An 18,752-nucleotide genomic window follows, 5' to 3' on the forward strand; every position below is an offset into this window, starting at 1 on the left:
GCCCGCGCTAATCTCCCTCATGAGTTCCCCCCGGATAGTTGGCGCAAATCCGCGAAGGCTCCATTCTGAGTGGGTCTGCTGCGAGCTTTCCCCCGCCGGGGGGCCTTCCTAAAGCACAGCAAGGCATTCTGACGATGATCCCAAGAAGGCGGTATGCGCCGACATGGTTGACGAAGGAGCAGATAGAGCGGCGGCTCGACGTGCTTGAGACGGTGAATGGTTTGCTCTGGCACCCGAGGACTGGCCTTCACACTCCTGTCGAGGAGCGCTTCGACGCGGCGGTGGCGGACGTTGTGAAGCGAGCAATCCGAGAAGCGGAAGACGCACTGCGGTCAGCATTCTTGGACGCGGAGGAAGCCGGAAAGGCCCCTGTGGAACAACAGGTCATCAACTTCGTGAAGTCCTTCAACTGCATCGGCCCGGCCCGTCTGAAGCGGCTTCATCGGCACGCGACGGGAAGGCAGAGGCGCTGCACTGTAGAGACAGCCTGAAGAGCCGATACGATTGGCTACAGAGAAGAGTCTCACAACGGTTCCACGGAGCCGGTCGATTGGGTTGCAGTCTAGCCAATAGAGGACCTGTCCTCGGCGACGGCTAGATAGGTTGCACTACAGCCCTAAAGAGTGCCGCTGTCGAATAGGTTGCACGTTAGCAGGATGAAACATCCGCTCTTGCGCTGTGAGCTTGGCCGGATCAGCCATCATCCCGCGGCACACTTCGAAGCTGCACGCTAAAGGCCGCCACCTGTTTTGGGGGTGTTTAGTTCATGGGTAATGCTTGGTCCACCCCGCGCGGAGCTGCCAAGTCCCTGAAGCTGACCACTCCAGATGTCCTTCAGCACCCCAAGCCCAGCACCTCTCAGTTCCCGACCAACTTCCAAACCTACACCGGATCGCACACGCATGCTCTACGTCCACGAAACCCTTGACCGCCAGACCGGGTTGCTCGTCACCAATCCCATCGGCGAGCACATCACCATCACTGAACTAGGGGAAAAATATCGAGTTGGCCCGCGACGTGTCCGCATGATCCTCCATCACATGGGCGTTCTCGCTGCCGAAGGGCGGCGCTATCGCTTACCCCGAGCGTTCGTTGAACGTGGCTTTGGCATCCGACACGACAACCCAAGATCGGGTTACCCGTTCGACGTTCTGTCTCCGAAGTGCCAAGCGCTCATCGCTGAGGCGTGGGACGATACGGTTGCCGACCTCGAAGGCGAGGCCGCCCCGATCATGCGCCGCGCCGAAGCTGCGCTTGCTGCATTCCGCTCGACCCGCCGTCGTGAGCTGACCACCCAACAGGCGGTGTGTTGGCTGTGCGACAATCATCCCCATCTGCTCCATTGCCAGATCGCAGACATCCTCGGTGTCACCGCCCAGCTTGTGTCGAGGTTCACTAAGCTGCGGGCCAAACGGATCAACATCCGCAAGGCACAGAAGGACCAACGACAGACGGACCCACAACGGCACGCCCTGCAGCAGTGATTGGACAGCCGTCGCGCCGGGGTGGTTCGGTCGCTTGCTGAATCTACTTGCTAGGAAGCTGCCGCCTTCTCTGATCCTGACGCTTTGCTGAGAAGCTGGATGATGTTCGAGCCCCCTTCGGCGCTTGGCTTTGTGAAACCCGTCTCCTGAGGCGAGAACATGCACGCAGAGGCGTGAGTAAGAATGATGTCCTTCTTGCTCTCTTCCTTCGCGGCATTCGCAAGAGCCTGGAACGTCAACAGGGCGTTCTGCCGATGCCTATTCACGATGGCGTTGTGGGTGTGGGACAGAAAGTTCCGCGAACAAAGCACCAGCACGTAGCCCATAGCCGCGAAGATCGCGAGTTTCGCCAGCGAGAACTGGACAGCTTCCATACTGTCGGCGGGGTGAAGGAACGGGACCTTGTGAAGGAAGACGGTCGAGCCTGCAAAGACTGCCAAGACGACCGCAGCGGCGATGGTGTAGGTGCGCCAGTCCTTCGCAACGGCATCATGGTGTTCGGCTTCGGTCTTGAAGTACGTAGCCTGAAACCCGACACCCTGCTCGGCAGCTACCTTTCTCACTTCGGCCAGCACGCGATTTGCTTCGGCCTCGTGTTCACCAAGTTTTTTCGTCAGTGCCGCAGCCTCATCCGTCGCGGCCTGCGATGCAGCTCTGGCCTCCCGTTCGAGCCGCGAAAAATCCTGCCGGTTACTGGTGACGAACAAGATTGCGGGGCTGATCTGGTTGTACCACGCCTCGTAATTGGAGCTGAGCTGCTGGATCAGGCTCTGTCTGGTCTCCATCGCAGAACCCTGCTGCGGGGAGAACTTCTGCATCTGCTCTAGGATGTTGAAGAAAGCATCGGCCGCCGAGCGAACTTGGGCACGATGTCCTTGTGGAACCAGCGGCAAAACGTCGGCGGGGATCAACGAGAACAGATGCTGAGCCCTCTGAGCTGGCTCCACAGCGTCCTCGAATGACAGCTCTCTTCCAAGATCCTCCCGCCTCGGCAATGTCTTGGTGTCGAACGATTGCACCCTGACGAGGGATGCGACCTCCTTCGAGATGTCCTCAGCCATTTGGTTCCTCCCGGTCGCAACTCTTACGAGTGCCCAGTCTGAAGGCAACATGAAGCGAGAGCTGTGAACAGGTTCCACAGGTTGTCCGTAAGGGTATGCCCGAGCGGACAATCCTGGCAGGCTCGAAATCGCGTCCGTTAGGGTTGACTTGGCTCAACGGACACGATATACAACGGACGTTACCCTAACGGACAACGGGGGCGTCCATGGCCACGATCTTCTACGCGCGAGTATCCACCACCGACCAAACCGTCGAGCATCAGCGGACAGGGGCGGAGGCCGCAGGCTTCAAGATCGACCGCGTCATCGCGGACCATGGCGTGTCGGGCATCAGCACCCGCCTTGCCGAACGTCCCGAGGGTAAGCGGCTCTTCGACATTCTCCGCAGCGGCGACATCCTCGTGGTTCGCTGGATCGACCGCCTCGGGCGCAACTACGGTGACGTGTGCGACACCATCAGGGAGTTCATGCGGCGCGGTGTCGTCATCCGCACGGTGATCAACGGCCTCACCTTCGACGGCGCAACAAAGGACCCCATGCAGCAGGCCGTCAGAGACGCGCTCATTGCCTTCATGGCCGCCACCGCACAGGCCAATGCCGAGGCCATCAAGGAAGCACAGCGCGGCGGCATCGCACTCGCCAAGGCGACGGCGGGCGAGATGAAGTATCGGGGGCGGAAGCCGACGTTCGACAAGGAACAGCTCGAAGTGGTCCGCAACATGTTGGGGCAGTCGGCGGGCGTCGGGCAGATCGCAGCGGCAACGGGACTGAGCCGACAGACAGTCTATCGCATCAAGGACGATCCGGCGGGAGCCGAAGCGGCGTTGAGGAGCTGGGCTGCTTAGTCAGGCAGCTCTAAGTGCACCTTCGCCGCACTATCAGTGTTTTTGCGCGGATCGGTTGGAGAGACGTAACGCTCTGGAATCTGGACAAGAATCCGAACTCTTGCTATCTAAAAGCATCGAGCGACCGCCTCCCCCTTGCCAGAGTTTGGTCGGTCGCCCGATTCTTGCACCCTCATACGATTGAGGGGCAGCTACTGCACCTTACCTACGTGCCCGTGGCGCGGGTCGCGTCGGAAGGCTCTACAACCCCAAACCACGGGGTAAGTTCTGGGGCCGGCGCTCACACTTCGGCGTCGGCCTCGCTGTTTCTGGCTTTGCTACCGACCACTGGTATGCAGAAGTCCAAGACGGCCTCGAAGGTCGTCATGAACCTTGCCCTCTCGTCCTTGGTCCACCCTTCGGCAGCATCCGGCAAACTCTCAAGCAACCCAGCAAGCGCCGGAGGCAACTCGCCTGGGCCTTTCGCTGGATTTTTCGTGGCGGCCTTTCCAACGCTTCGGGGCGGGGGCGAGACAGCACGCGGGGCGCGACCAACAGTGGGCGAACGAGCGCCGCTTGACGAACGCGCACCACTTGATGGCCGGACGCTTCCCGCCTTCTCTGGCATCATTCCGGCGTTCGCGCACAGGCCCACGAAGAGCGTGACCATTCGCGATTGTTGACCAACAGGCTGATAGTTGCGGAAGGCGTCACGGATGCGCGTCTCGTCGTCCCGAGTTGGATCGACGATGGAGAAGATGTCAGCGTAAGCCGACCTCAGCCATTCTTCTTGGCGTGTCCTGAACTCGGCTTCGGCTGCAAGACGAAGCCCCTCCAGCGTGGGCGTCGGTGCACCGTCTGCGTCGATGAGGTCCAGCGTAGTCAAAGCATAGAGTACGCGAGAGATAAGGCTGTCTGGTACGCCAATGCGGCCCAGAGCCTCGCCGTTCAGAGGCACAGGCAAACCGCGGTCACGATACCGCTTCACGATATCGATGATCGTCGCCGCTGGCGCGTAAGGCGCCGATTTGTCTGCCGTGACCGGCATTACAGGCTCCGGGTTCGAGATGAAGCCATTCAATCACATCCTCGACGGCAACACAAGTTTTTCGTCTTCTTGTTACTCGGTACAGTCATCGCGCCTCTCTATGAACGTAAACAGCTGAAATTATTTGATAATTCTAAATGTCAAGCTGCCTTGGCCCCGTACAAGCCCGGATACGACCCGTTCTTTAGCTGCAAACTTCACGCTCAAGTGAAGCCGCTATATGACCGTTATGGTCGTTTCAGGCTGGATATCGCGCTTTGATACTGACCGGATCGACATGATGTACCATCAGATGGTTGCGCTTCATCATGATTTGCGAGTTACTCGTACGCAGCCGGAGGGATCGAGGGAGCAATCTTATAAAGATAATAATATCAATAAGATATAACGTACGTTCCCTCGACTGCGGTGATCCATGCAGGATGAATATCCACAGTATCCACAGATTAGATGTCGAGGGGACGATTCGTGGGGTTAGCGATTCGCCGCTTCAGGCGGCAAGGTCATCGGCTTCTGTGACCCGCTGCGTGATGTCATATCGCGGATACTTCGCGAGCGCCGTAGCCATCGCCTTGAACGTCCGGTCACCGTAGTCGTCGGAAACATCCCGCCGTCCGTGTCCGCAGATCGCATTGACGACCCGCTCGCTCGCATCAACCTCGCCGCCAACCGTCTGGAAGCGATGACGCCAGCCGTGATTCGGACTGACCCTTTCGTCCGCAACGATGCTCCGCGCAAACTCGCACAGTCTGTTTTTCACAGCACGAATGCGACCACGAGCCTTCTCTCGGTCACTCGCAGCCACAAACAGATAGCCCTCTGGTGCAGCCTTCACGATCTCCAAGAAGCCACACTCGACTAGATGTTCGTGCAGAACCACACGCCGGGTTTGTTTATTTTTCACCGGGCCAGCCTCGGGGGTGATGGTTACGACGACGTAGGGCCCTCGCTGCTCGACATCCTCTCGTCGAAGCTGAACCATCTCGCCCACCCGGGAACCAGTGTACGCACACAGCCAGGGTACCCACCGCTTTGCCATTGCAGTTTGAGGCAGCTCGCGAGGAGCGGCAACGTAGGAACTGGATGCCTTCAGGATCGCAAGCGCCTCGCGCAAGACGAAACCCTTGGGCCGTTCTTGAATCGTCTTACCCAGCTTCAACTTCAGCTTCGGCACAGGGTTTTCAGTCAAACGACGATTCTCTGTCGCCCAGCCGAATACCGACTTGAAGACCGACATATCCGTGTCCTTGACTGTCTTCAGCGAAAGGCCGTCCGCAAGGCGTCGGTCCTTCCATCGGATGAAGTCCTCAGGTGTAAGCGAAGCGGCATCGTCGTGGCCCAAGAAGTCTACGAATCGCCGCAGGAGCGAACCGTATTCCTCGATTGTTTTCTCGGTGCGGTTGGCTAGTCGCGCTTCCTTGGCCCAGTCTGTCCAGAGAGCGATGATGCCGACAGTCAGCGGAACGTCACGAAGAGGTGCGATTGGCTTCCATTCAGGAAACCGCGCTTCGACGAGGTCCGGCCCATAGTCCCCTCTGCCCCAGCGCTCCAAGAGCGCCGTAGCGTCCTTGAACGCTTCATGCAGGGCAGCAGCCAAACGGGCTGAACTGTCGTCATCGATCCGCAGCGCCTTACGTTGGAGCAGCTCAGCAACGTAGGGAGCCATCTCACGTTGCGCCGTCGCAGGGTCCCACTTGAGCGCGGCTTGGTGGAGCATGTTCCAAAGCGTTGCCCGGCCGGGATCGCTCTCCCAGGTCTTCTTGGAATGACGGTAGGCTTCGCCCGCGAGCGCAATGACCTCCCGATGAGTGAGGCGACGAGGGGCCTCGCGCATCGAACGCCAAACATCATCAAGGTAGGCGAGCGCCTTGGCCTGCCGTACTTTGGCTTCCCGAGGATCGTGGGTGCGCAGCGACACCTTGATTGTGCCGCTGCGGCCAACCTGCACTTCCGCAGTCTCATCCCCCACGGGCACACGCAGCACCACGCCCACCGCCTTGTCGGTCAGGTCAGCAGGAACGCGCTTTCTAAGGTAATGAACGGAGGAGCCGTCGCGGCGGATAGGAGAGGCCATTCGCAGAAGCATGTGTACCGTCTCTGTGCACCAGTTGAGACGGTCGATCACCCTTAGTTATCAGGGACTTCAGCGAAATCAACTACATCGCAGAGCGATGGTGCCCAGGAAAGGACTCGAACCTTCACGGCCGTTAAGCCACTGGCACCTGAAGCCAGCGCGTCTACCAATTCCACCACCTGGGCATGCCGTTTGGGGCACGGAGGCGGTTACTACGGTTCGGTGACGCCGTTGTCAATTCATGCTTGAAGCCTGTTTCGGGATGCCGATTGCGCATCGCAAACCGGCCCGATACAAGCCTGACAACACCTTAGCCCACCTGCAGGAACCGACCCCATGGCATCGAATCTGGACACGCTCGTCACGGTTTTCGGCGGATCGGGATTTTTGGGCCGGAATGTCGTCCGCGCCCTGTGCAAGCGCGATTACCGGGTCCGGGTCGCGGTGCGGCGGCCGGAACTGGCTGGGTTTCTCCAGCCCTCCGGCAAGGTCGGGCAGGTCCACACCGTGCAGGCCAATTTGCGCTATCCGGCCTCGGTCGAGGCGGCGCTGCGTGATTCGCATGTCGTCATCAACCTCGTTGGCGTCCTCACCGAGGGCGGCGCGCAGACCTTCGACGCCGTCCAGGCGAGGGGTGCCGAAACCGTGGCCAGGGCGGCGGCCGCGGCCGGCGCCCAATTGATTCATGTCTCCGCGATCGGCGCCGACGCCGAATCGCCCTCGCGCTATGCCAAGGCCAAGGCGGCCGGCGAAGCCGCGGTCCTGGCCGCGGTGCCGTCGGCGACGATCTTCCGCCCGTCCGTGATGTTCGGGCCCGAGGACCAGTTCACCAACCGCTTTGCCGCGCTGGCCCGGATGTTGCCGGTGCTGCCGCTGGTCGGCGGCGATACCAGGATGCAGCCGGTCTATGTCGGCGACGTCGCCACCGCCATCGCCGATGCCGTCGACGGCAAGGCCGTTGCGGGCGCGACCTACGAGCTCGGCGGGCCGGAGGTGCTGACCATGCGCGAGATCATCGAGGCCATCCTCACCATCACCGGCCGCAAGCCGGCGCTGATCCCGCTGCCGTTCGGCCTCGCCCGCTTCGAGGCCTCTTTCCTGCAATTCGCGCCGGGCGCGTTCAAGCTGACGCCGGACCAGGTCACGTTGCTCGAACGCGACAATGTCGTGTCGGATGCGGCGAAGGCGGCGAGCCTGACCCTGGAAGGGCTCGGCATCACCCCGGACTCGCTGGAAGCGATCGCTCCGCAATATCTCTGGCGCTTCCGCGCGGCCGGTCAGTTCCAGCGCATGAGCGTGTGAGGTTTCCAGGTCTCCCGCTTGCGGGAGAGGGAGCGCACCGCCGCCGCTGCGGCTACAGCATCAAAACTTCAGTTTCTTGAACATTGCTTCCGGCAGCGTCTTGATGATCAGCATCACGAGCCGCCATTTGCCGCTGACATAGACGACGTCGGTCTTCTTCTCGACGGCCTGCAGGATCGCATCGCCGACGACAGGCGCCTCCACCGTGAGCGGGCCGATCAGCTTCATGCCTTCCGTCATTTTGGTGCGGACGAAGCCGGGCTTGACGGTGACTACGTGGACGCCGCCGCGGCTGGCACGGGCGCGCAGGCCCGACAGGAAGGCGGAGAACCCGGCCTTGGCCGAACCATAGACATAGTTCGAGGCGCGGCCGCGATCGCCGGCGACGGAGGACACGCCCACGAGCGTGCCATGGCCGCGCGCCAAGAATTTCTCCGCGAACAGGCCGAGGATCAGCGACGGCCCCTCGTAGTTGGAGCGCATGATCGTGGTGGCATGGGCGAGATCGCTCTCGGCATTTTGCTGCACGCCCAAAAGACCGACGATCGAGATGACGGCGTCGGGCAGCGCCGGGAGGCCGCCGACGAAGCCCTCGAACGAGGCGGTGTCGAGCACATCGAATTTGCGAAGGCCAACCTCGACATTGTAGCGCGCGCGTAGATCGGCGGCGTCAGGCTCCAGCGCGGCGACATCGCGCCCGGCAAGAACGACATCGTATCCGGCTTTGGCGAAGGCGCGCGCCGTGGCGCGGCCGATGTCGGAGGAGCCACCCAGCACAATTGCGGACTTGCGTGACGTCACGGCCTAGACCTCATCAAACAGACGTTGTGACAGCTTCGAGCGGATGTTGCCGGCAGGATCGAGCGATTTGCGGATCGCGTTGAAGCGCGACAGAGCGGGATAGCCGACGGCGAACGTCGCGCGCGACTGGCGCGCGTCTTTCGCCAGGTAAAGCCGGCCGCTGGCGGCGACGACCAGACGATCGATCTCGTCGAGGAAATTCAGGATGTCGCCTCGGACAGGGAAATCCAGCGCCAGCGTGTAGCCGGGCAGCGGAAACGACAGGATGCCGTCGCCATGGCCGAGCTTCTTCAACACCGCGAGAAAGGAGGCATCGCCGCGACGCGCCACGCGACCGAGGATGTCGGCGAGCACGGCGCGCGCCCCGGCTTCCGGAATCACGCATTGATGCTGGAGAAAGCCGCGCCTGCCATAGATGCGATTCCAGTCCCTGAGACTGTCGAGCGGAAAGAAATAGGGATAGAGCGAGACCACCCGGCTGCCGCCGGCGCGCCGCGCGCCCATGCGGTAATACAGCTCGTTGAAGGCGCGGATGCTGTGGCGGTTCAGCGTCATCGCGGGCAGATCGACAGGCACGCCGAGGCCGGGATCCTTGCCGACAGGAAATGAAGCGGCGCCGTCGGTGAGTTCGTCCTTGCCGGCGTGCTCGCCGAGATAGATCAGCGAACGGCCGAGATCCCTGCCGCGCGCGACACAATCGATCCACGCCACCGAATAGGTTGCGGAATCGCCGGCATCGAGTGCGCGCATTGCCGCGTCGAGATCGGATGCAGAGATCACCCGCTCGCGAATCCAACCCGTTTCAACGGTACGCAACCGCATCGTTGCTTCCAGGATGACCCCGGTCAGCCCCATGCCGCCGATGGTGGCAAAGAACGCATCGGGGTTCTGCTCGCGCGAGGCTTCGATCACCTCGCCCTGCCCGGTGCGCAGCAGGATGCTGTCGACATAACGGCCGAAGCCGCCCTCGCAATGATGGTTCTTGCCGTGCACGTCGGCCGCGATGGCGCCGCCGATCGACACGAAGCGCGTGCCGGGCACGACGAAGGGCAGGAAGCCGCGCGGGCCGAATGTCTCGATCAGGTCCGAGAGCAGCGTGCCGGCCTCGAGGCGGATGCGCCCGGTCGCCGGATCGAACGACCTGACCCGGTCGAAGCCTGTCATCGCCACGGTCCTGACGGCGCCGATCGCGGCATCGCCATAGGCGCGGCCGTTGCCGCGCGCGATCGTGCCAGCTGCGATGGCATCGCCGACCCCCGCGAACGAGCGTGGACGCAGCACATCGCTATCGACGACCGGGAAGCGCCCCCAGCCGCTGACGAGGGTCATGGCTCAGCTCCTGTGCCGGGCGCGCGCCCGGCGTTGGAAACTGACTAGCGGCCAAAAGCTTATTTTGGGTTGAAACGACGGTCCGACCGAGCGGCGAAGCCCGGGCGGAAGGTTAACGCCCCAGCGCCAGCGCGATCAGGCCGAGCGTGCCGACGATGACGCGCCACCAGGCGAACACCACGAAGCCGTGCCGGGTGACGTATTCCAGGAACGTCTTGACCACGATGATCGCGGTGATGAACGACACCACGAAGCCGATCGCGACGATGTTGATGTGATCCATCGTCATCTCGGCGCGGCTCTTGTAGAAATCGTAGGCGAAGGCGCCGATCATGGTGGGGATGGCGAGAAAGAAGGAAAACTCCGCCGCCGCGCGCTTGTCCGCACCGAGCAGCATGGCGGCCACGATGCTGGCGCCGGAACGCGACACGCCGGGGATCATCGCCACGCACTGTGCGATGCCGATATAGAGATACATCAGCAGCGGAAACCGGGTGGCGTCGTGCTCGCGCGGCTTGAGCTCGAGCTTGTCGACCCAGAGCAGGATCGCACCGCCGACGATCAGCGTGAAGCAGACGACCCACGGATTGAACAGCACGAGCTTGATGTATTTGCCGGCGACGAGGCCGACGATGACGGCCGGCAGGAACGCCACCAGCACGCCGATCACGAAACGGCGCGCATCGGCATCGCCCGTGAACAGGCCGATGACGACATCCCACAGCTTCCTGAAATAGAGCCCGACGATCGCGAGGATCGCACCCAGCTGGATCAGAACCGTAAACGAATCCCAGAAGGCACCTTCGCCAAGGTGAAAGAAGCGTTCGGCGATCAAGAGGTGGCCGGTCGAGGACACGGGAAGGAACTCGGTCACGCCCTCGATGATGCCGAGGATCACTGCCCGTATTACATCTGACATATTTACGGTCCATTTCGGCTGGAAAAGCGGGGCCCTTCTCGCCTATTCGCCTCCATGCCGCAATCGCAAAATGCGACATCACGCCCTTGCTTCGCGGATTTGAAGGACTAGTGTGGCGCCGCACAAACATTGATGGATTCTTAAGCACCATCAAATAGTCAAAGGCTTCATGTTTACGCTGTTTCATCATCCGTTCTGTCCGCATTCGCGCTTCATCCGCCTGATCGCGGGCGAATACGGGCTCGACCTGAAGCTGGTCGAAGAGCGCAGCTGGGAGCGGCGCGAGGCGTTTCTGCTGCTCAACGCGGCGGGAACGACGCCTGTCATGGTGGACGACGAGCAGCCGCCGATTCCGGGCGCGGCCATCATCGCCGAATATGTCGATGAGGCCTATGGTGCCGAAATGGGACCCAAGCGCCTGATACCGGAGACGCTTGCCGAGCGCGTCGAGGTGCGCCGGCTCATGGCCTGGTTCAACGAAAAATTCTTCGAGGAGGTCTCGCACCCTCTCGTCACCGAGCGCATCTACAAGCGGTTCATGAGCGAGGAGGACGGCGGCGGCCCGCCTTCGGCCGACGTGATGCGCGCCGCCAAGGCAAACGTGCGCTATCATCTGGCCTATATCGGCTGGCTGGCGCAGACCCGCAACTTCCTCGCCGGCGACCGGATCACCTACGCGGATCTCGCCGCCGCGGCGCATCTCTCGGCGATCGACTATCTGGGCGACGTGCCATGGAGCGAGGACGACGCAGCAAAGGCGTGGTACGCGCGGGTGAAATCCCGCCCGTCCTTCCGTCCGCTGCTGAGCGAATGGCTGGCCGGCGTGCCGGCGTCGCGGACCTACGTGGACCTGGATTTCTGAACTCCGATCCGACTCAACTGAAGACAGCGCTCACGCGCGAGGCGCGCGCGCTCGGCTTCGACTGCATCGGCATCACCGCGCCCGGCACGATCGAGAGCGCGGGAAAATACTTTCTCGAATTCATCGCTTCGGGCGGCCATGGCGACATGGACTGGCTCGCCGCAAGCCCCGAGCGCCGCGTCGATCCGCGCGGGCTGTGGAGCGACGTGCGCTCGGTGATCATGCTCGGCGTCAATTACGGCCCCGACCAGGATCCGCTCGCGATCCTGAAGCAGCGCACGCGCGCGGCGATCTCGGTCTATGCACAGGGCGACGACTATCACGACCTCATCAAGAAGCGGCTGAAGGCGCTGGCGCGCTGGCTGGTCGCAACCGCGCCGTCGGACGTGAAAGTATTCGTCGACACCGCGGCGGTGATGGAAAAGCCGCTGGCGCAAGCCGCGCATCTGGGTTGGCAAGGCAAGCACACCAATCTCGTCTCGCGCGAGTTCGGCTCCTGGCTGTTCCTCGGCGCGATCTACACCACGCTGGAGCTGCCGCGCGACGATGCGGAGGCCGACCATTGCGGCTCGTGCCAGGCCTGCCTCGACATCTGCCCGACCGCGGCGTTTCCCGCGCCTTACAAGCTGGATGCGCGGCGCTGCATCTCCTATCTCACCATCGAGAACAAGGGGCCGATCCCGCACGAATTCCGCAAGAGCATCGGCAATCGCATCTATGGCTGCGACGATTGTCTTGCCGCCTGTCCCTGGAACAAGTTCGCGCAGGAGGGGCGCGAGGCCAAGCTTGCCGCACGCGCCGAATTGCGCGCGCCTGCTCTGGCCGAGCTGGCCCGGCTCGACGACGCCGCGTTCCGCGCGCTGTTCACGAAGTCGCCGGTCAAGCGCATCGGCCGCGACCGGTTTCTGCGGAATGTGCTGATGGCGATCGGCAATTCCGGTGATGCGACGCTAGCCGAGGAGGCGCAGCGACTGCTGGAGGATGCGAGCCCGCTGGTGCGAGGGGCCGCGGTGTGGGCGCTGGGGCAGTTGATGGCGCGGGAAGAGTTTGATGCGATGAAGAGCACTGCGATCGCGGCCGAGAACGACGAGAGCGTGCGCGAGGAATGGCGCGCCGCTTCCTAACGCTCCGCCGTCATGCTCCGCGAAGGCGGGGCATCCAGTACGCCGCGGCCCATCGATTCAATCACAGCCGCCACGGAGTACTGGATCGCCCGCCTGCGCGGGCGATGACACCGTTGTTGTGGGCGGAGCGCTCCGCTCGTACCGGCCACACCCGCTCTTGATTTCCCCGTGCGTTCCCCCAAAGTCGCGCGTATGACAAACATGCCTTTCTTCACGCGCGACGGCGATACATTCCATCCGACGGAAGCAGCCAATGGTCCCTGGGATCCGAAGTCGCTGCACGGTCGCGTCATCGTCGGCCTGCTCGGCTTTGCCATCGAGGAGCGCCATTCCGGCCCCGAATTCGTGCCGGCGCGGCTCACTGTCGACATGTTTCGGCTGCCGACCATCGACAAGCCGATCGAGGTGACGACGCGCCTGGTGCGCGACGGAATGCGCATCCGTGTGGTGGAGGCGGAGTTCGTTTCCGGCGGCGTCAGCATGGCCCGCGCTTCGTGCCAGCTGCTGCGACGGACGCAAAATCCTGATGGCAATGTCTGGTCGCCGCCGAATTGGGACGCACCGAAGCCGGCCGACATCCCGAAACCCACCGACCCCAGGCTCGGCATGAACGGCAAATGGGCGACGCGTCCCATCGTCGGCCATATGGGCTCGCTCGGTCCGCGCCGGCTCTGGATGAGCGAGGTGCGCGAGCTCGTTGCGGGCGTGCGGATGACGCCCTTCGTCCATGTCGCCACCGGCGCCGATTTCGCCAGCCCGTTTGCGAACGCGGGCGACAAGGGCCTCGGCTACATCAACAGCGACGTCACCATCTATCTGCACCGCCTGCCGGCCACGAACTGGATCGGTTTCGAGGTGGTGAACCATCATGCCACCGATGGCGTGGCCATCGGCGAATGCTGGCTCTACGACGAACAGGGCCCGATCGGTACCGCGACGGTCGCCGCGCTGGCGCAGCGCAAGCCAATGGCCAAGCCGCCTCCGCCGTAACCTCTCCGCCGTCATTCCGGGGCTCGCGACTTCATCGCGCCCCGGAATGACGACTTAATCCAGGTGCCGCTGCATCTCCGGCCGCGCCTTCAGCTCGGCGCCCTGCTTGCCGACGATCTTCGCGATCCGCTCGGGCGCAAACTTCAGATCGACGAACGCCGGCGCGGTGTTGGCGACCTCGTGATAGCTCGCGATCCTGCCGCCCTTCAGCGTCATGATCGCGACGCCCTCGAACATCGCCCGCGCGCCGCCCGCCTCGGGCAAGGTCGAGCGATAGCTGAACGTGTAGCGCGCATAGAGCGTGGTGCCGTCAGTGACGGGGTCATGCATGTCCCAGCGGAAATCGCTCGCCGTGCGATAGAACCAATCGTCGATCATCTCGGCGATCTTCGCACGGCCGGCGAAGGCGCCGTAGAAGACGTCGTGATAGACGCCGTCCTCGGTGAACAGCTCGGCAAACGCCTTGCCGTTGCGCTGCTCGACCGCGTCGCAAAAGGCGCGTAGCGTGGCGGTGGTTGTCATTGACGTTGCTCCCTTCTTCGTCATGCCCCGCGAAGGCGGGGCATCCAGTACGCCGCGGCCTATCGATTGAACCACAACCGCCTCGGAGTACTGGATCGCCCGCCTTCGCGGGCGATGACACCGAGTGCTGAGAAACACTTCACCCGATCTCCGCGACCGCCGCAAGAATGCGCGCGATGTCCTGCGGACGGGAGAGTCGATGATCGCCATCCTGGATCATGGTCAGCACGACGTCGTCGGCCGGCAGACGATGCGTCAATGCGAAAGCGTGCTGCCACGGCACATCAGGGTCCTTCGCGCCTTGCAGGATGCGGACGGGACAGCCGAGATCGATCGCGCTGCCGAGCACGAGGTGATTGCGCCCTTCCTCGATCAGGTTTCGCGTGATCGGATAGGGCGAGCCGTCACCGTACTCCGACGGCCGCATCCAGACGCCTTTGGTTTCGATCTCCTTCTTCACCGCCGGCGGGAAATTCTTCCACATCAGCTCCTCGGTGAAGTCGGGCGCCGGCGCGATCAGGACGAGCCCGGCGAGCGATGCCTTCGCCTGTTGCTTCTTGATCTCGCGCGCGAGCAGCAGCGCCATCCAGCCGCCCATGGAGGAACCGATCAGAATTTGCGGACCGTCGCAGAAGCGCTCGAACACCGCCACGCTGTCCTCGAGCCAGCGCCCGATGGTTCCATCGGCGAAATCGCCGCCGGATTCGCCGTGACCTGAATAGTCGAACCGGACGACGGCTCGGCCGTGCTCCCTCGCCCACGCATCCAGCGCCACGGCCTTGCCGCCCTGCATGTCCGATTTGAATCCGCCGAGCCAGATCAGCCCGGGGCCCTTTCCGGCGCGGCGCCGCACCGCGATCCTGCGTGCCGACGGGCCTTCGCCCACATCGATGAAGTCGAGCGTGGTATCTGAAATTGCGTCGGTCATGGAACGTTTACTCTGGCTGTGCGGTTTGAGCTGTCCGGACGCACTCCGTAGCGTGGCCCGAACCCGGCATTGACCTTTGGGACGCTTGCGGAACCGAGGCAAGGTGTCTATGTCGGTCACCATGGAAGAGGGCGTGGCCAAAATGCCTCGCATTTGAGGGTTTTTCGCGCCTCGCCCGGGCGACTTGCTTGCCGGCAAACGCATCTTCCTTCAAGATAGCCGCTTCTTTCACAACTTTGGAGAACCACCCATTCGCCGTCCTAATAAAGCTCCGCCCGCTGCCAGCAAAGACGGGCCGCGCATCAATGACGATATTCGCAATGCGCAGATCCAGCTGATCGATCAGACCGGTGACAATAAGGGCACGGTCGAGACCGTCTTGGCCATCCGGATGGCCCAGGAAGCTGGCATGGATCTGGTCGAAATTTCCCCGAATGTCAGCCCTCCCGTCTGCAAGATCATGGACTACGGGAAGTACAAATATTCGGCTCAGAAAAAGGCCGCCGAAGCCCGCAAGCGGCAGAAGACCGTCGAGATCAAGGAGATCAAGCTCCGCCCGATGATCGACGATCACGATTACGACGTGAAGATGCGCGCGATGCAGCGGTTCTTCGAAGAGGGCGACAAGGTCAAGATCACGCTGCGCTATCGCGGCCGCGAAATGGCGCATCAGGAGATTGGCACCAAGCTTCTGGACAAGATCAAGACCGACGTCGCCGAGCTCGCCAAGGTCGAACAGGACGCGCGGTTCGAAGGTCGCCAGGTCGTCATGGTGCTGGCGCCGCGCTGACGCCGGCCCTTAGGACTGAGAGTTCAACGGCCCGTCCGGATCTCCGGCGGGCCGTTTGCGTGTCAGATCCGCGTCGCCCGCCAGGTGCCGCTGCACCGGTCGCCGGAAATGATTCCTTTCCACGAGCCGGCGCCGTTTACCCCGGCGAGCCGGCCGCCGCCCGTGGCATGGGACGCGCCGACCGAGACCTGCACCGCAACAGCGCCGCCGCGATTGACCCTGCCCGAGACCCGGCCGCCGCCGGCGGACGACACCCGGCTGCCGGAGACGGTGAAGGGGACGCTGTAGCCGGAGCTGCAATTGCCGCGCGTGGTGGCGAAGGTGACGTTCCAGATGCCGTCATAACCGGCGGCGCGGGCCTCGGCGGCCGAGGGCACCATGGCGGCGGCGAGCACGACGAGCGGCGCCAGGCGGCGCGGGCGGGCGAAAGCGGAAATCGATTGCGGGAAATGGGGCATTGGTCCTGCTCCGGACATGAAGGCGTAGACATTGGGGTGGCGACCTCCAATAGTCGGCGGGCAGGTTCCGCCGGTTCATCGTTGCCAATCGGCTCGTCCTCTGTCATAAGCCCAGCCTTCATCGCCCGGCTGATTAAGGGCTGCCGAGGCGGTGTTTCGTGCGGGTTTGGCGCTTGTTCGCAAAACCTGAGCACAATCAACGCTCTAACGAGCATTTTGACGGCCAGCCGCCTTCACGGGCGGATTTCTGTTGTGGCCATAGGAGAGCCAAATGCCCAAGCTGAAGACCAAATCGGGCGCTAAAAAGCGCTTCAAGGTGACTGCCACCGGCAAAGTGATGCACGCCCAGCGCGGCAAGCGTCACGGCATGATCAAGCGGACGAAGAAGCAGATCCGTCAGCTTCGCGGCACCCGCGTGCTGTTCAAGACCGACGGCGACAACGTCAAGAAGTACTTCTTGCCGAACGCCTGATCGCGTCCACGATCACTGCCACCATGCCGCGCATTTCGCGGCAATCCGACAACCGAAGTCATCTCTGAAGGATTTTTGTCATGTCTCGCGTCAAACGCGGTGTGACCGCCCACGCCAAGCACAAGAAAGTCTACAAGGCCGCCAAGGGCTTCTATGGCCGCCGCAAGAACACCATCCGCGCCGCCAAGCCGGCCGTGGAGAAGGCCCAGCAATACGCCTTCCGCGACCGCAAGCGTAAGAAGCGCACCTTCCGCGCGCTCTGGATCCAGCGCATCAACGCTGCCGTCCGTCCGTTCGGCCTGACCTACAGCAAGTTTATCGACGGCATGGCCAAGTCGGGCATCACCGTGGACCGCAAGGTGCTGTCTGATCTCGCGATCAACGAGCCTGCGTCGTTCCAGGCGATCGCCGAGAAGGCCAAGGCCGCGCTGGCGGCGTAAGCCGCCCACTGTGCTCTGCGCAGCGTTCAGCTTCTGATGGCCCGGGCAGAGGCGCGCGTGTCGCGCTTTCATCGCCCCGGCCGTCATCTCTCCCGCATACACTTCTCCGACGTGGATGCCTGGCGAATTTAACGCGAAGACACGCTTCGCGCTTTTTGGCCGGGCGTGACGGGCTAGGATCATCGGCTCAGCATCCTGGCCAAAAGGGATTGCCATGACCGATCTTGCCCACCTCCAAGCCCAGATCATCACCGACATCGCCGCGGCTGCCGACGAGGCGGCGCTCGAGGCCGTGCGCGTCACAGCCCTCGGCAAGAAGGGCTCGATCTCCGCGCTGCTCGCCACGCTCGGCAAGATGTCGCCGGACGAGCGCAAGACGCAGGGCGCCGCGATCAACCAGGCCAAGGACGAGGTCACCGGGGCGCTCGCCGCACGGCGCGACGTCTTGAAGTCGGCCGCGCTCGATGCGCGGCTCGCCGCCGAGACCGTCGACGTCACCCTGCCGCTGCGCGATGCCGCGACCGAGGCCGGCCGCATCCATCCGCTAAGCCAGGTCTGGGACGAGCTGACCACGATCTTCGCCGACATGGGCTTCTCGGTCGCCGAAGGCCCCGACATCGAGACCGACGACTACAATTTCACCAAGCTGAACTTCCCGGAAGGCCATCCCGCGCGCGAGATGCACGACACGTTCTTCTTCCATCCGAAGGAGGACGGCTCGCGCATGCTGCTGCGAACCCACACCTCGCCGGTGCAGGTGCGCACCATGCTGAGCCAGAAGCCGCCGATCCGCGTGATCTGCCCGGGCCGCACCTACCGCATCGATTCGGACGCGACCCACACGCCGCAATTCCACCAGGTCGAAGGCCTCGTCATCGACAAGACCTCGCATCTGGGCCACCTCAAATGGATCCTGCACGAATTCTGCAAGGCGTTCTTCGAGGTCGACCACATCAACATGCGCTTCCGCCCGTCGTTCTTCCCGTTCACCGAGCCATCGCTGGAAGTCGACATCCAGTGCCGCCGCGACAAGGGCGAGATCCGCTTCGGCGAGGGCGAGGACTGGCTGGAGATTCTCGGCTGCGGCATGGTGCATCCCAACGTGCTGCGCGCCTGCGGCATCGATCCCGACGAGTACCAGGGCTTTGCCTGGGGCATGGGCATCGACCGCATCGCCATGCTGAAATACGGCATCGCCGATCTGCGCCAGCTGTTCGACAGCGACGTCCGCTGGCTGTCCCATTACGGCTTCAAGCCCCTCGAAGTGCCGACGCTTGCCGGAGGGCTGAGCTCGTGATGCTCGCGCCAGGACATGCGACGACTC

19 protein-coding genes and 1 tRNA gene are annotated in these 18,752 nt (G+C 62.9%); 10 read left to right on the plus strand and 10 right to left on the minus strand.

The features are described from left to right. Nucleotides 1-902: 902 nt before the first annotated feature. Entirely contained in the window at nt 903-1,484 is a 582-nt protein-coding gene (locus HAP40_RS00600; protein WP_166811732.1) for a hypothetical protein, read from the plus strand. 50 nt (nt 1,485-1,534) lie between these two features. Here HAP40_RS00600 and HAP40_RS00605 read toward each other — a convergent pair whose 3' ends face one another. Next, nucleotides 1,535-2,545, minus strand: a complete 1,011-nt coding sequence (locus HAP40_RS00605; protein ID WP_027514751.1) for a hypothetical protein — start codon at nt 2,543-2,545, stop codon at nt 1,535-1,537. A 206-nt stretch (nt 2,546-2,751) separates the two neighbouring features. On the opposite strand from HAP40_RS00605, the gene HAP40_RS00610 reads away from it, so the two are divergent. Continuing rightward, entirely contained in the window at nt 2,752-3,390 is a 639-nt protein-coding gene (locus HAP40_RS00610) for a recombinase family protein (RefSeq protein WP_166811730.1), read from the plus strand. 280 nt (nt 3,391-3,670) lie between these two features. On the opposite strand, the gene HAP40_RS00615 is transcribed toward HAP40_RS00610, so the two are convergent. The 3 genes from HAP40_RS00615 to HAP40_RS00625 form a co-directional block, all read right to left on the minus strand. Then, nucleotides 3,671-4,450 carry a DUF5343 domain-containing protein gene (locus tag HAP40_RS00615; protein WP_166811728.1) on the minus strand — a complete coding sequence of 260 codons (780 nt, stop codon included), beginning with the start codon at nt 4,448-4,450 and terminating at the stop codon, nt 3,671-3,673. A 457-nt stretch (nt 4,451-4,907) separates the two neighbouring features. Then, entirely contained in the window at nt 4,908-6,503 is a 1,596-nt protein-coding gene (locus HAP40_RS00620) for a DUF6538 domain-containing protein (RefSeq protein WP_166811726.1), read from the minus strand. 86 nt (nt 6,504-6,589) lie between these two features. Beyond that, nucleotides 6,590-6,676: transfer RNA gene (locus HAP40_RS00625), tRNA-Leu, on the minus strand. 151 nt (nt 6,677-6,827) lie between these two features. Between HAP40_RS00625 and HAP40_RS00630 the strand changes: the two genes are divergently transcribed. Further along, on the plus strand, nt 6,828-7,793 hold the full coding sequence (locus tag HAP40_RS00630) for a complex I NDUFA9 subunit family protein (RefSeq protein WP_166811724.1): 966 nt from the start codon (nt 6,828-6,830) through the stop codon (nt 7,791-7,793). A 60-nt stretch (nt 7,794-7,853) separates the two neighbouring features. Here HAP40_RS00630 and HAP40_RS00635 read toward each other — a convergent pair whose 3' ends face one another. From HAP40_RS00635 to HAP40_RS00645, 3 genes are all read right to left on the minus strand, one after another. Then, nucleotides 7,854-8,594: an SDR family oxidoreductase gene (locus tag HAP40_RS00635; protein ID WP_166811722.1), complete on the minus strand. Its 741-nt coding sequence runs from the start codon at nt 8,592-8,594 to the stop codon at nt 7,854-7,856. A 3-nt stretch (nt 8,595-8,597) separates the two neighbouring features. Then, nucleotides 8,598-9,923: an FAD-binding oxidoreductase gene (locus tag HAP40_RS00640; protein WP_166811720.1), complete on the minus strand. Its 1,326-nt coding sequence runs from the start codon at nt 9,921-9,923 to the stop codon at nt 8,598-8,600. Nucleotides 9,924-10,035: 112 nt separating this feature from the next. Next, complete coding sequence (locus HAP40_RS00645; protein WP_166811718.1) at nt 10,036-10,842, minus strand: undecaprenyl-diphosphate phosphatase; 807 nt, start codon at nt 10,840-10,842, stop codon at nt 10,036-10,038. A gap of 169 nt (nt 10,843-11,011) precedes the next feature. On the opposite strand from HAP40_RS00645, the gene HAP40_RS00650 reads away from it, so the two are divergent. The 3 genes from HAP40_RS00650 (at nt 11,012) to HAP40_RS00660 (ending at nt 13,818) form a co-directional block, all read left to right on the plus strand. Next, nucleotides 11,012-11,704 (plus strand): glutathione S-transferase family protein, encoded by a 693-nt coding sequence (locus HAP40_RS00650; RefSeq protein WP_166811716.1) that lies wholly within the window; start codon nt 11,012-11,014, stop codon nt 11,702-11,704. Continuing rightward, on the plus strand, nt 11,653-12,828 hold the full coding sequence (gene queG / locus HAP40_RS00655; protein ID WP_166811715.1) for a tRNA epoxyqueuosine(34) reductase QueG: 1,176 nt from the start codon (nt 11,653-11,655) through the stop codon (nt 12,826-12,828). Before HAP40_RS00650 ends, queG begins: the two co-directional genes overlap by 52 nt. 192 nt (nt 12,829-13,020) lie before the next feature. Further along, a complete protein-coding gene (locus HAP40_RS00660; protein ID WP_166811714.1) occupies nt 13,021-13,818 on the plus strand; it encodes an acyl-CoA thioesterase domain-containing protein in 798 nt (265 codons plus the stop codon). Nucleotides 13,819-13,872: 54 nt separating this feature from the next. Here the strand turns inward: HAP40_RS00660 and HAP40_RS00665 are convergent, their stop codons facing one another. Together HAP40_RS00665 and HAP40_RS00670 are read right to left on the minus strand one after the other, a co-directional pair. After that, nucleotides 13,873-14,340, minus strand: a complete 468-nt coding sequence (locus tag HAP40_RS00665) for a nuclear transport factor 2 family protein (RefSeq protein WP_166811713.1) — start codon at nt 14,338-14,340, stop codon at nt 13,873-13,875. A gap of 139 nt (nt 14,341-14,479) precedes the next feature. Next, nucleotides 14,480-15,268, minus strand: a complete 789-nt coding sequence (locus HAP40_RS00670; protein ID WP_166811712.1) for an alpha/beta hydrolase — start codon at nt 15,266-15,268, stop codon at nt 14,480-14,482. Between the two features lie 250 nt (nt 15,269-15,518). Here HAP40_RS00670 and infC point away from each other — a divergent pair, with 250 nt between their 5' ends. Then, the gene (gene infC / locus HAP40_RS00675; protein WP_080648110.1) at nt 15,519-16,058 is read left to right on the plus strand and encodes a translation initiation factor IF-3; all 540 of its coding nucleotides are present in this window, start codon (nt 15,519-15,521) and stop codon (nt 16,056-16,058) included. A gap of 62 nt (nt 16,059-16,120) precedes the next feature. On the opposite strand, the gene HAP40_RS00680 is transcribed toward infC, so the two are convergent. Beyond that, nucleotides 16,121-16,516 carry a hypothetical protein gene (locus tag HAP40_RS00680; RefSeq protein ID WP_166811711.1) on the minus strand — a complete coding sequence of 132 codons (396 nt, stop codon included), beginning with the start codon at nt 16,514-16,516 and terminating at the stop codon, nt 16,121-16,123. 271 nt (nt 16,517-16,787) lie between these two features. Between HAP40_RS00680 and rpmI the strand changes: the two genes are divergently transcribed. From rpmI to pheS, 3 genes are all read left to right on the plus strand, one after another. Then, nucleotides 16,788-16,988, plus strand: a complete 201-nt coding sequence (rpmI, locus tag HAP40_RS00685) for a 50S ribosomal protein L35 (protein WP_008539890.1) — start codon at nt 16,788-16,790, stop codon at nt 16,986-16,988. Nucleotides 16,989-17,068: 80 nt separating this feature from the next. Then, the gene (rplT, locus tag HAP40_RS00690) at nt 17,069-17,428 is read left to right on the plus strand and encodes a 50S ribosomal protein L20 (protein ID WP_166811710.1); all 360 of its coding nucleotides are present in this window, start codon (nt 17,069-17,071) and stop codon (nt 17,426-17,428) included. Between the two features lie 214 nt (nt 17,429-17,642). Further along, nucleotides 17,643-18,725 (plus strand): phenylalanine--tRNA ligase subunit alpha, encoded by a 1,083-nt coding sequence (pheS, locus tag HAP40_RS00695; RefSeq protein WP_166811709.1) that lies wholly within the window; start codon nt 17,643-17,645, stop codon nt 18,723-18,725. The last annotated feature ends 27 nt before the right edge of the window (nt 18,726-18,752 follow it).

Source organism: Bradyrhizobium sp. 1(2017) (assembly GCF_011602485.2).
Taxonomy (GTDB): Bacteria; Pseudomonadota; Alphaproteobacteria; order Rhizobiales; family Xanthobacteraceae; genus Bradyrhizobium.

What these genes read in the sequence shown, in the direction of transcription:
- HAP40_RS00600 (WP_166811732.1), top strand. Translation starts at nt 903, where the DNA reads ATGCTCTACGTCCACGAAACCCTTGACCGCCAGACCGGGTTGCTCGTC.
- HAP40_RS00645 (WP_166811718.1), bottom strand. Translation starts at nt 10,842, where the DNA reads ATGTCAGATGTAATACGGGCAGTGATCCTCGGCATCATCGAGGGCGTG.
- queG (WP_166811715.1), top strand. Translation starts at nt 11,653, where the DNA reads ATGGCTGGCCGGCGTGCCGGCGTCGCGGACCTACGTGGACCTGGATTT.
- pheS (WP_166811709.1), top strand. Translation starts at nt 17,643, where the DNA reads ATGACCGATCTTGCCCACCTCCAAGCCCAGATCATCACCGACATCGCC.
- HAP40_RS00670 (WP_166811712.1), bottom strand. Translation starts at nt 15,268, where the DNA reads ATGACCGACGCAATTTCAGATACCACGCTCGACTTCATCGATGTGGGC.
- rpmI (WP_008539890.1), top strand. Translation starts at nt 16,788, where the DNA reads ATGCCCAAGCTGAAGACCAAATCGGGCGCTAAAAAGCGCTTCAAGGTG.
- HAP40_RS00640 (WP_166811720.1), bottom strand. Translation starts at nt 9,923, where the DNA reads ATGACCCTCGTCAGCGGCTGGGGGCGCTTCCCGGTCGTCGATAGCGAT.
- HAP40_RS00680 (WP_166811711.1), bottom strand. Translation starts at nt 16,516, where the DNA reads ATGCCCCATTTCCCGCAATCGATTTCCGCTTTCGCCCGCCCGCGCCGC.
- HAP40_RS00650 (WP_166811716.1), top strand. Translation starts at nt 11,012, where the DNA reads ATGTTTACGCTGTTTCATCATCCGTTCTGTCCGCATTCGCGCTTCATC.
- HAP40_RS00610 (WP_166811730.1), top strand. Translation starts at nt 2,752, where the DNA reads ATGGCCACGATCTTCTACGCGCGAGTATCCACCACCGACCAAACCGTC.
- HAP40_RS00620 (WP_166811726.1), bottom strand. Translation starts at nt 6,503, where the DNA reads ATGCTTCTGCGAATGGCCTCTCCTATCCGCCGCGACGGCTCCTCCGTT.
- rplT (WP_166811710.1), top strand. Translation starts at nt 17,069, where the DNA reads ATGTCTCGCGTCAAACGCGGTGTGACCGCCCACGCCAAGCACAAGAAA.
- HAP40_RS00660 (WP_166811714.1), top strand. Translation starts at nt 13,021, where the DNA reads ATGACAAACATGCCTTTCTTCACGCGCGACGGCGATACATTCCATCCG.
- HAP40_RS00665 (WP_166811713.1), bottom strand. Translation starts at nt 14,340, where the DNA reads ATGACAACCACCGCCACGCTACGCGCCTTTTGCGACGCGGTCGAGCAG.
- HAP40_RS00630 (WP_166811724.1), top strand. Translation starts at nt 6,828, where the DNA reads ATGGCATCGAATCTGGACACGCTCGTCACGGTTTTCGGCGGATCGGGA.
- HAP40_RS00605 (WP_027514751.1), bottom strand. Translation starts at nt 2,545, where the DNA reads ATGGCTGAGGACATCTCGAAGGAGGTCGCATCCCTCGTCAGGGTGCAA.